This window comes from Sulfitobacter sp. HI0040, assembly GCF_001634885.1.
Lineage (GTDB): Bacteria > Pseudomonadota > Alphaproteobacteria > Rhodobacterales > Rhodobacteraceae > Sulfitobacter.
Window position 1 is genome coordinate 1 of the sequence record NZ_LWEX01000594.1, and the last position, 11,093, is coordinate 11,093.

General features: G+C 64.9%; 9 protein-coding genes. 3 read left to right on the forward strand and 6 right to left on the reverse strand.

The window, feature by feature from the left end:
* From A3728_RS21315 to A3728_RS21330, 4 genes are all read right to left on the reverse strand, one after another.
* Positions 1-842: ABC transporter ATP-binding protein (locus tag A3728_RS21315; RefSeq protein WP_067928530.1), on the reverse strand; the 842-nt coding region annotated here is incomplete at its 3' end.
* The gene (locus A3728_RS21320) at positions 839-1,663 is read right to left on the reverse strand and encodes an ABC transporter permease (RefSeq protein ID WP_067928534.1); all 825 of its coding nucleotides are present in this window, start codon (positions 1,661-1,663) and stop codon (positions 839-841) included. The genes A3728_RS21315 and A3728_RS21320, both read right to left, overlap by 4 nt.
* Positions 1,663-2,607: an ABC transporter permease gene (locus A3728_RS21325; RefSeq protein ID WP_067928536.1), complete on the reverse strand. Its 945-nt coding sequence runs from the start codon at positions 2,605-2,607 to the stop codon at positions 1,663-1,665. Before A3728_RS21325 ends, A3728_RS21320 begins: the two co-directional genes overlap by 1 nt.
* A 66-nt stretch (positions 2,608-2,673) precedes the next feature.
* A complete protein-coding gene (locus A3728_RS21330) occupies positions 2,674-4,161 on the reverse strand; it encodes an ABC transporter substrate-binding protein (RefSeq protein WP_067928541.1) in 1,488 nt (495 codons plus the stop codon).
* Between the two features lie 192 nt (positions 4,162-4,353).
* On the opposite strand from A3728_RS21330, the gene A3728_RS21335 reads away from it, so the two are divergent.
* Entirely contained in the window at positions 4,354-5,451 is a 1,098-nt protein-coding gene (locus tag A3728_RS21335) for a cupin domain-containing protein (protein ID WP_067928544.1), read from the forward strand.
* A 100-nt stretch (positions 5,452-5,551) separates the two neighbouring features.
* Here the strand turns inward: A3728_RS21335 and A3728_RS21340 are convergent, their stop codons facing one another.
* Complete coding sequence (locus tag A3728_RS21340) at positions 5,552-8,974, reverse strand: indolepyruvate ferredoxin oxidoreductase family protein (protein WP_067928547.1); 3,423 nt, start codon at positions 8,972-8,974, stop codon at positions 5,552-5,554.
* Between the two features lie 121 nt (positions 8,975-9,095).
* On the opposite strand from A3728_RS21340, the gene A3728_RS21345 reads away from it, so the two are divergent.
* Positions 9,096-9,548 carry an Lrp/AsnC family transcriptional regulator gene (locus A3728_RS21345; RefSeq protein ID WP_067928551.1) on the forward strand — a complete coding sequence of 151 codons (453 nt, stop codon included), beginning with the start codon at positions 9,096-9,098 and terminating at the stop codon, positions 9,546-9,548.
* Between the two features lie 106 nt (positions 9,549-9,654).
* Positions 9,655-10,767: an S-(hydroxymethyl)glutathione dehydrogenase/class III alcohol dehydrogenase gene (locus tag A3728_RS21350; protein WP_067928556.1), complete on the forward strand. Its 1,113-nt coding sequence runs from the start codon at positions 9,655-9,657 to the stop codon at positions 10,765-10,767.
* On the opposite strand, the gene A3728_RS23825 is transcribed toward A3728_RS21350, so the two are convergent.
* Positions 10,710-11,093 (reverse strand): hypothetical protein (locus A3728_RS23825; protein WP_236630596.1); only part of this gene is annotated, 384 nt, incomplete at its 5' end. The genes A3728_RS21350 and A3728_RS23825 overlap by 58 nt on opposite strands.

Here is an 11,093-nt window from a genome sequence, read left to right on the forward strand (position 1 = left end):
CTGCTCGCCGCCCGCCCCGATCCGGTGCCGGGGATCGCGGGCAAGCGTCGGCGGCGGCCCGAGGCATCGCGCGGCACCGGCACCGGATCGGGGCGGGCGGCGAGCAGGCCGCGGGGATAGGGGTGGGCCGGGTCGTCCAGCACACTGCGGGTCGTGCCCCGTTCGACCATGTCGCCGCCGTACATCACCACAATGTCCCGCGTGGCACGCGCCACCGCCGCCAGATCGTGGCTGATGAAGACCAGCGCCATGCCCCGCTCCTCTGCCAGCCGAACCAGCAGATCGGTGATCCGCAGCGCCACATTGGCGTCGAGCGCGGTGGTCGGTTCATCCGCGATCAGCAAATCGGGATCACAGGCCAAGGCGAGTGCGATCAGAACACGCTGCCGCTGCCCGCCGGAGAGTTCGTGGGGAAACTGGCGCAGGCGCGCCTCCGGCTCGGGGATGCCGACTTCTTCCAGCAGGCTCTGGGCCCGGGTCCGGGCCGCGCCCCGGGTCATCTCCAGTTGAACGCGCATCGGTTCGATCAGCGTGTCGCCGACGCGGCGCAAGGGGTTCAGCGCCGACATCGGCTCCTGAAAGATCATCGCCACGCGGCGGGCGCGCATGGCCTGCCAAGCAGTCTCGGGCGCATGGGTCATATCCCGACCGTCAATGCGCAGATGCCCCGTCAGCCGCGCGCTTTCGGGGGCCATGCCCATCAGGCAGAGGGCCAGCATCGTCTTGCCGGAACCGCTTTCACCGACGACGCCCAGCCGCTGGCCCCTCTCGATCCGAAGGCTGGCGCTGCGCAGGGCAACGGCGGGCCCGAAGGCGGCGGAGAAATCCTGCAACTCGATCATGCGGCGCGCGCCCTGGACAGCCGCGGATCGGTGATGTCGCGCAAACCGTCGCCCAGAAGCCCGAAGCCCAGCACCGCCACAACGATGCAGAGCCCCGGGTAGATGGCCAGTTGCGGGGCGAGGTACATGAGCGTCTGCGCCTCTGCGAGCATCCGCCCCCAACTGGATGCGGGGGGCTGGGCGCCGAGACCAAGATAGCTCAGTGCCGCTTCGGCGAGGATGGCGACAGCGAATTCGATGGTGGCCTGCACGATCACCGCAGCCCCGATATTGGGCAGGATATGGTCGCGGCTGATGGCAAAGCGGCTGAGCCCTGCAGCTTGCGCCGCGGCGACGTAGTCACGTGTCCAGATCTGGTTGGCCGAGGCACGGGTCACCCGGGCGAACACCGGGATGTTGATAAAGGCGATGGCCATGACGGCATTCGTGAGCGACGGGCCGAAGACCGCCGCCAGCATGATCGCGAAAAGCAGGGCGGGAAAGGCGAAGCCGAGGTCCGCCAGCCGCATCACGATATCCTCCACCCAGCCACCGAGCGCGGAGGCGAGCAGCCCCAGCGAGACGCCGATAGCGCCCCCGGCGAGCACCGCGATCAGCGCCACCGCCATGGAATTGCGGGCCGCCGCCATCAACTGCGATACCACGTCGCGACCCAGTTGGTCCGTCCCCAGCCAATGCGCGTCCGAGGGGTCGGCGAACTTGTTTCGGATATTGAGCGCCGTGGGGTCCCACGGTGTCCAGACCAATGACAGGGCGGCGATGCCCACCACGATCGATACCAGCACGGCGCCGAGGATGAAATTGGCGGGCAGGGCGCGCATCAGGCCCGTGCCTTCAGTCGGGGGTCGATCACCACATAGAGCAGATCCACGACAAAGTTCGCCGTCACCACGATGGCCGCGAAGAGCATGACAAGCGCTTGCACGGTCGGCAGGTCGCGGTTGGCGATGGACTGGAAGATGAGCCGCCCCAGACCGGGCAGGTAAAAGACGTTCTCGATCACGATGGTTCCCGTGACCAGTGCGGCGAACTGCATGCCGACGATGGTGATGATCGGAACCAGTGCATTGGGCAGCACATGCCGCCAGAGCGTGCGCCGGCGCGACAATCCGCTGGCGCGGGCGGTCCGCACGAAATCCTGGCGCATGACCTCCAGCGCGGAGGAGCGTGTCACCCGGGCCAGCACCGCCGATTGCACCAGTGCGAGCGCGATGGTGGGCAGCAGCAGGGCCCGCATCGCGGCGACCGGATCGGACCAGCCGGGAAAGCCGCCGGGCGGCAGCCAGCGCAGTTTCACCGCAAAAAGCAGGACCAGCAGGATCGACAGCCAGAAGGCCGGAATGGCGATGCCGAGCTGGCTGAGGAACATTACCCCCCAGTCGCCCGGGCCGCCGTGGCGCGCGGCAGCGCCGATGCCCAGCCCGAGCGCGATCACGATCGTCAGCAGCATCCCCGCCACCGCCAGCGAGATGGTCATGGGCAGCCGTTCCGCGATCAACCCGGAGACGGGAACGCGGAACGAATGGCTCTGCCCCAGATCGCCCTGAAGCGCATTGCCGATCCACGACAGGTATCGCAGATGCACAGGCGCATCGAGGCCAAGCTGAGTGCGCAGGGCCGCCAGCGCATCATCCGTGGCATCGAGCCCGAGGATCGTCAGCGCAGGATCGCCCGGCAGGACGTTCATGATCCCGAAGACGACCAGCGACACCACCAGAAGCGTGGCGATGAATCCCGCCGTCCGTCGAAGAAGGAAATATCCCATCCGGTTCCAGCGTCCTTACCCGGGCGGCCTGCGCTGCGTCTCGGCGCACAGGCCGCTTCGGCGGGCTCAGCCGCCTTTGCTCACCTGTTTGAGCGGCATGTAAAGCACGGGCGACGACGCCCAGTAGCCTTCGACATCCTTGGCAAAAATGCCCAGCAGCGGAAGCTGGAACAGGAACGCGTGCACCGACTGATCGCTCAGGTATTGCTGACCCTTGCGCAACAACTCGTTGCGCCGCTCCGGGTCCGCTTCGGTCTGGATATCGTTCCACAGGGCGGTGAATTGCGGGTCATCGTAGCCGTAGAAATAGTCGGGACCGCGCGCGAAATTGCCCATGTCGTTGGGGCTGGTATGCGCGATGATCGTCATGTCGTAGTTCTTCTGCTTGTAGACCTCGTCGATCCAGAAACCCCATTCGACGTTCTCCACCTTGGCGTCGATGCCGGCTTCGGCAAGCTGGCTCTGGATGATCTCGGCAGAGCGCATGGCATAGGGGAAGGGCGGCACGCGCAGCGTCATCGTCTGCCCCGCGATACCCGCGGATTCAAACATCTGCCGGGCCTTGGCCGTGTCGTGAGGATAGGCATCCGTCAGATCGACATAGGCGGTGCCATGCGGCGGGTAAAAGCTGCCGATGGGCAGGGCCTGCCCGTACATGGCGCCTTCGATGATCTCTTCGCGGTCGATCGCCGTGGCCACGGCACGGCGCACGTCGGGGTTGTCGAAGGGGGGCTTGGCATTGTTCATCGCAAGGATGACTTCGCCCTCGGTCGAGCCGATATTCACGTTGAAGCGCGGATCGGCCTCGAACTGGGGCAGCAGTTCAGGGGCGGGAAAACCGGGGAAGGCATCCAACTCCTCGGCCATCATTGCCGCCGTCGCCGCCGCTGGATCGGAGATGAAGCGGAATTCCACCCGGTCGAGCGCCACATCGCCCGCATCGCGGTAATCGGGGTTCTTCACCAGCGTCAGCCGGTCGCCGCGGGTCCAGCCATCGAACCTGAAGGGGCCGGTGCCCACCGGATCGGTGGCATTGGTGTCTACTGTTTCCTTTGCCACGATGGCGCTGTCACCCTGACCCATGTTGAAGAGGAAGAAGGCATCCTTTTCGGACAGCTCGATCTCTACCGTGCGGGGGTCGATGGCGCGTACATCCTTGATCGTCTTGAAGATGTCCTTGGAGGGGTTCACGCTGTCTTCGGCCATGGCGCGATCGAAGGAGAAGACGACGTCTTCGGCATCGAAGGTCGAACCGTCGTGAAAGGTGACACCCTCGGCCAGCGTGAAAATATAGGTCAGACCGTCATCCGAAACCTCCCAGCCGGTGGCGAGGTTGGGCTCCACCTCGCCGCTTTCGTTCACGATGGTCAGCGATTCGAAGACGTTCTGCGTCAGCATCGCATCGATGGAGGCGGTGGCATCCGCTGTCGGGTCCAGCGTCGTGGGTTCCTGCTGCATGCCAACCACGAGCTCGGCGGCAGCGACGCCGGTACCGGCCAGCGCGAGGCCGAGGATCAGTCCCAGTGCGGTTGCGGGGCGGTATGTCAAGTTCATGCGATGAACTCCCTTGGTTCCGGGGGGCGTCAGGTATCGCGGTGCCCCTGTCCCAGAGTGCTGCAGGAGGGCGAAACGGTCAATCGGTTTGACGGAAAGCGGCAGGGGGGCCTTACAATCCCGCCCGGAATATTGCGTGCCGCGTCCCGTGTGATACCAATCCGCACGACACTCATCCCCATCGGAGTTTCCATGCCGCCGTCCGACATCCAGGCCGAAGTCCTGCTGCCCACGCAGGAATTGCGCGACGATCTGCCCTTCTTCACCCGAACCCTCGGGATGCGGTTGGAAACGATCTTCCCGGCGGATGATCCTTCGGTGGCGAGCTTTTCCGGCCATGGCCTCAGGGTCCGGATCGAGAAGGGCGCGGATGTGCCGCCCGGCGTGCTGCGCATCCTGACGGACAGCCCCGATGATTTCGCCGGTGGTGCGCGCAGCCTGACCGCGCCCAATGGCACGCGGGTGGAGGTTGTGCCGCTGACCCCATCGGTGGACCAGCCCGAAACGCAGCACGAATTCGCCGTGCGCCGGTTGCGGGACGAGGCGCCTTGGGTCATCGGACGTGCGGGCATGCATTACCGCGATCTCATCCCGTCGCGGCTGGGCGGCTCGATCATCGCCAGCCATATCCGCATCCCGGACGGGGGGCCGGTGCCGGACATGGTCCATTACCATACGGTCGGTTTTCAGTTGATCTATTGCTACCGTGGCTGGGTCGACATCTACTACGAAGATCAGGGCGACGCGTTGATCCGCCTGAACGCGGGCGATTGCGTGACCCAGCCCCCCGGTATCCGCCACCGCGTCGTACATGCGTCACCGGACATCGAGGTGATCGAAATCGGTGTGCCGGCGGAACATGTGACGACTATCGACCACGAGATGACCTTGCCCAACGGGCGGGGCGACCCGGCGCGCGAATGGGACGGTCAGGTCTTTGTGCATCATGTCCGGGAAGGCGCCGCTTGGGAGGCCTTTCGCATTCCGGGCTTTGTCGCCCGGGATACCGGGATCACGGCAGGCACCAAGGGCGTCGCAGGCATTCAGGTGGCGCGGTTCGAGGGCGGAACGCCCCCGCCGGCACGGCATGACGCCGACATCCACTTCACTTTCGTCATGGAAGGCAACATGACGCTGAGTGCCGAGGGTGAGGAGGACCGCGCCCTGCAGCCCGGTGACGCCTTCGTCATCCCGCCCGGCAAGCTTTATCAATACCGCGATTGTTCGCCCGATCTGGAACTGCTCGAAGCGGCCTTGCGGGGTGATTTCAACACCGAAATTCTGCCCTGAGCCTTGGCGGGTTTTCCTTCGGCGGCGTTGCCCCGGGCGGCCCGGTCACCGCTTGTGAGTATTTTTGAAAGGGTGAAGGGGGCGTCGCGGGGCGTGAATCTCAGCCGGGTTCGGCCAGCAGGGTGTCGACGCGGGCGCGGACTTCTTCGGCGGCCTTTTCCTTCACCGGACCGTAGCCGCGGATGTCCATCGGTGCTTCGAGCACGGCGCGCATGCTGTCCAGCGTATCGGGTGTGACGCGCGCCGGAACGCGGCACAGCAAATCCTCGTACCAGCCGACAAGAGAGATTTCGAGCTTGCGGTCAGCGCCATAGGCGAAAGGATCGGCCCAAGTGCCGCGCAGGGGTTTGAGGCGTGCCAGCAGGGCGAAGACCGTATCCATCCACGGGCCGAACTTGCGTTTCCGGGGGCGGCCGCGGGTATCGCGCCCGGTGGGCCAAAGCGGGGGGGCGAGGTGGTAATGCACCTTGTAGTCCCCCTCAAAATTCTCGGCGATGCGTTTGGCAAAGCCCGCGTCCCGATGCAGCCGCGCGACTTCGTATTCATCCTTGTATGACATGAGCTTGAAGAGCGCGCGCGCGGCAGGGGCTTGCAACGCTTCTGTGCCATTCGGCAGTGCATTGGCGAAGTTTCTCAGTGTGTCGCGGTAGCGCTGGGCGTAGGCGGCATTCTGATAGCCTGTCAGATAGTGGGCCCGGCGCGCAACAAGGGTGTCGATTCTTTCGTCGGCAGGTTCCTCTTGCGGCAGCACGGGGGTGAGCCGCCCGGGGTCTGCGGCCATGATGCGCCCGTAGGCGAGCGCTTCGCGGTTGCTATCGACGGCAACGCCGTTGAGCTCGACCGCCTGTTCCAGTGCCATGAGCGAGACGGGCACCAGCCCTTTTTGCCACGCGAAACCGAGCATCATCACGTTGGCAAAGACCGCATCGCCCATCAGTGTTTGCGCCATGCGGTTCGCGTCAAAGGCGCTGAGGTTTTCGGCCCCCACAACAGAGGCGATAGCGGCTTCGCGGTCATCGATGCGCAGATCCGCATCGCGGTTCAGCACCAGATCGCCGGTTGGCATCTCGGCCCGGTTCAGCGCCATGCGCGTTCCTTTGCGGTAGTGGGCGGAGGCTTTGGACGCTGAACTGACCACGGCGTCGCAACCGATCACGGCATGGGCGGCCCCCGCCTCTATGCGGACCTGATGCAGCGCATCGGGCGTTTCTGCGAGCCGGACATAGCCGAGCACCGTGCCGAACTTCTGCGCGAAACCCGTGAAATCCAGCACCGATGCGCCGCGTCCTTCGAGATGGGCAGCCATGGTGATGAGCGCTCCGACGGTCACGACGCCGGTGCCACCCACCCCCGTCACGAGCAGATCATACGGCGTGTCGAGCTTTGGCAGATCGGGCTGGGGCAGGGCATGGGCCAGCGTCAGCGGATCGAGATCGACGCCCTTCTTCCGCCGCCGCTTTCCGCCTTCGACGGTGACGAAGGAGGGGCAGAAACCGTTCAGGCAGGAATAGTCCTTGTTGCAGGTAGACTGGTTGATCTGCCGTTTGGTGCCCCATTCAGTACGCTTGGGCTCAACGCTCAGGCAGTTCGATTCAACCGAGCAGTCCCCGCAGCCTTCGCAGACCAAATCGTTGATCATCACGAATTTCGCCGGGTCCTCCATCAGGCCGCGTTTGCGGCGACGGCGTTTTTCGGTGGCGCAGGTCTGTTCGTAGATCAGGACGGTCACGCCGGGGATGTCGCGCAACTCGCGCTGCACGGTATCGAGGTCGCGCCGATGATCGAAGCTGGTGCCCGCCGGGAAGTCGGACCGGAGGAACTTTTCCGGCGTGTCCGAGACGAGAGCGATGCGCGTCACGCCTTCGGCGCGGGCGGCCTGTGCGATCCCCTGTACCGTCACCGGGCCGTCGACGGGTTGGCCGCCCGTCATGGCGACGGCGTCGTTATAGAGGATCTTGTAGGTGATGTTCGTACCTGCGGCGACGGCCTGACGGATCGCCAGCGAGCCCGAATGATACCATGTACCTTCGCCGAGGTTCTGAAACACGTGCCGTCCGCCGTTGAACATCGAGCTTGCGACCCAAGGCACCCCTTCGCCGCCCATCTGCGCGAAACCGGCGGTTTCGCGGTTCATCCAGCTGGCCATCACGTGACAGCCGATGCCTGAATTGGCAGACGACCCTTCGGGCAGGCGGGTGGAGGTATTGTGCGGACAGCCCGAGCAGAAGTAGGGCGTGCGGGTGGCACCAGAGACGTTCAGCAAGCGCGGCGGCGTGTCGGTCAGGGCGGCGGCCTTTTCGGGCAGGTGTTCTTCGGGGAAGAAGGCGGCGAGACGCGCCGCCACGATGGGTGCCAGCAAAAGCGGCGAAAGCTCCCCCGTCCAAGGTACGAGTTCGCGCAGCTTCTCGTCATGTTTGCCGACCATCCGTTCCGGTTTGGAGCCGGGCCAGTCGTAGAACGCCTCCTTGAACTGGCTTTCGATGATCCCGCGCTTTTCCTCGATCACCAGAACTTCGCGTTTACCCCGCATGAACTCCAGCGCGTCGCGCCGGGCGAGCGGCCAGACCATGCCGATCTTGTAGATGTCGATGCCGAGCCTGCGGCAGGCGGCCTCGTCCAATCCCAGAAGGCGCAGCGCCTCCATCAGGTCGAGATGTCCTTTCCCGGTTGTGACGATGCCATAGCGGGCCTCGCGGATGTCATAGACATGGCGATCGATCGGATTGGCCTCGGCAAAGGCCTGTACCGCCTCCAGCTTGTCATGCAGGCGCGTTTCGATCAGCGGCGAGGGCAGATCGCCCAGCCGGACATGAAGGCCGCCTTCGGGGCCGGTGTAATCCGGCTGGCGGAACTGCCGATCCGGCGGGAGCGCGATGCTGGCCCCAGATTCCACCGTTTCCGAGATCGCCTTGAACCCCACCCATGTCCCGGTGAAGCGCGAAAGCGCGATGCCGTATTCCCCCAAGGTCAGATATTCCCCGACCGAGGCGGGGTTCAGCGTGGGCATGAACCACGACATGAAGGCCACATCGGATTGATGCGGCATGGAGGACGAGACGCAACCGTGATCATCCCCCGCCACGACGAGCACGCCGCCCTTCGGGGCCGAACCATAGGCGTTGCCGTGTTTCAGCGCATCGCCCGACCGGTCGACGCCGGGGCCCTTGCCGTACCACATCGAAAAGACGCCTTCGACCTGCGCCTGCGGGTCCAGATGCGCCTGCTGCGCACCCAGAACGGCGGTGGCGCCCAGATCTTCGTTCACCGCCGGCAAAAAGCGGATGCGGTTCTCATGCAGCCGGTTCGCGATGCGCCACAATTCCTGATCCAGCCCACCGAGCGGCGAGCCGCGATAGCCGGAGATGAAGCCGGCGGTGTTCATCCCCGCCGCCCGGTCGCGGCGGGCCTGATCCAGCATGATCCGCGCCAGCGCCTGCGTGCCGGTCATGAAGACCCGCCCCGAGGTGGCGGTGTAGCGGTCGTCCAACCGGTAGCGGATAAAATCGGGCGCGGGTTCGGTCATGGGGTCCTCCTGTTTCCAGCATAGCGCAGGGCGGGCGCGGAATGCGTTCTTTTCGGGTGCGCAGCGCATAACAATGTGAAAGGATTGTCCGGTATCTGGACGAAAAGCGGATAATTCGCGCATGGACGACACCGACCGCAAACTGCTGTTGCTGGTGCAGCGGGATTCCCGGCTGCCCAATGCCCAGCTTGCCGAGCAGTTGAACATCTCCGCCTCGGCCTGCTGGCGGCGCGTGAAGGCGCTGGAGGAGGCGGGCATCATCACCCGCTATGCCGCCGTGGTCGACCCGCAGGCGCTGGGCCTCGGGTTCGAGGCCATCGTGCATGTGCATCTTACCCGCCACGACACCGAGGCGCTGGACCGTTTCATCGCCGCCGTGCGGCAGCGGGACGAGGTGATGGACGTCTATGCCACGACCGGTCAGGCAGATTATCACCTGCGGGTCCTGTGCCGCGATATCGACAGCTACAACGCCTTTCTCGAACAGTTCCTCTTCATGCAGCCGGTAGTGAATTCGGCCCAGACCAATGTGATCCTGCGCCGGATCAAGACGAACGCCCCGGTGCGTGCCTGATGACAGACGCGTGAGGCAGAGCCATCTGCGACCTTGGCGCACTTGACATCCCGCGGCCCGATTGGTCCTCTCGGCCCGCAACCAGAACCCGGAGAGATGCCCCATGATGAAGACCCGTGCCGCCGTCGCTGTCGAAGCCGGAAAACCGCTTGAAATCATGGAAGTGAACCTCGAGGGCCCGAAGCGGGGCGAGGTGCTGGTGGAGATCAAGGCCACCGGCCTGTGCCATACGGACGAATTCACCCGTTCCGGCGACGATCCCGAAGGGATCTTCCCCGCCATCCTCGGCCATGAAGGGGCGGGTGTCGTACTGGAAGTGGGCGAAGGCGTGACCACGCTGGAGCCGGGCGATCACGTGATCCCGCTCTACACTCCCGAATGCCGCGAATGCGAATATTGCCTGTCGGGCAAGACGAACCTTTGCCAGAAGATCCGCATCACCCAAGGCAAGGGCCTGCTGCCCGATGGCACGACGCGGTTTTCCATGCTCGATGGCACACCCATCCACCACTACATGGGCTGCTCCACCTTCGCCAACCACACGGTCGTGCCCGAAATCGCACTGGCCAAGGTGCGCAAGGACGCGCCCTTCGACAAGATTTGCTACATCGGTTGCGGCGTCACGACGGGCATCGGCGCGGTGATCAACACCGCCAAGGTGGAGATCGGCGCGCGCTGCGTGGTCTTCGGGCTGGGCGGCATCGGGCTCAACGTGATCCAGGGGTTGAAGCTCGCGGGGGCTGACCAGATCGTCGGCGTCGATCTGAACGACGACAAGGAAGAGATGGGCCGCCATTTCGGAATGACCGATTTCGTGAACCCCAAGAAGATCGACGGCGACATCGTTTCCCATCTGGTCGAGCTGACCAAGGGCGGGGCGGATTATTCATTCGACGCGACGGGCAACACCAAGGTCATGCGGGACGCACTGGAATGCGCCCACAAGGGATGGGGGGAGTCCATCATCATCGGTGTCGCCCCCGCGGGCGCCGAGATCTCGACCCGGCCCTTCCAGCTTGTAACCGGGCGCGTCTGGCGCGGCACTGCCTTCGGCGGCGCAAAGGGCCGTACCGATGTGCCCAAGATCGTGGACTGGTACATGGACGGCAAGATCGAGATCGACCCGATGATCACCCACAAGCTGAAGCTGGAAGAGATCAATCACGGTTTCGAACTGATGCATGAAGGCAAGTCGATCCGCGCCGTCGTGGAATTCTGAAGACGGGCCTCTTTCACTGTAAGGTATTTGGTTGGCGCCGCGCGGTTGTCTGCGCGGCGCTGGCGTTTGGCCTCTCGGTCGTTGCCGTTGCGGGTGCCGCGCAGCAGCCGGACTCCGCCGCGCTGGATGGCCTCGCCGCGTGGGACCGCATCGAGCCGGTCGCGACCCATCCCCGCTGCACGAACTGCCACGTCGGCGACGATGGCCGACCCGCCTGGGACGGGTTGGGCAAGGGAGGGGGAGCCCTGCACGGGATGAACATCGTCGCCGGGGCCAGCCGGATCGGGGCGGAGACCTTGCCCTGCCGGACCTGCCACCTGTCGCGT

Bases quoted from the DNA above. Each gene is read 5' to 3' on its own strand.
- A3728_RS21320 (WP_067928534.1), bottom strand. From the start codon at position 1,663: ATGCGCGCCCTGCCCGCCAATTTCATCCTCGGCGCCGTGCTGGTATCG.
- A3728_RS21325 (WP_067928536.1), bottom strand. From the start codon at position 2,607: ATGGGATATTTCCTTCTTCGACGGACGGCGGGATTCATCGCCACGCTT.
- A3728_RS21330 (WP_067928541.1), bottom strand. From the start codon at position 4,161: ATGAACTTGACATACCGCCCCGCAACCGCACTGGGACTGATCCTCGGC.
- A3728_RS21335 (WP_067928544.1), top strand. From the start codon at position 4,354: ATGCCGCCGTCCGACATCCAGGCCGAAGTCCTGCTGCCCACGCAGGAA.
- A3728_RS21340 (WP_067928547.1), bottom strand. From the start codon at position 8,974: ATGACCGAACCCGCGCCCGATTTTATCCGCTACCGGTTGGACGACCGC.
- A3728_RS21345 (WP_067928551.1), top strand. From the start codon at position 9,096: ATGGACGACACCGACCGCAAACTGCTGTTGCTGGTGCAGCGGGATTCC.
- A3728_RS21350 (WP_067928556.1), top strand. From the start codon at position 9,655: ATGAAGACCCGTGCCGCCGTCGCTGTCGAAGCCGGAAAACCGCTTGAA.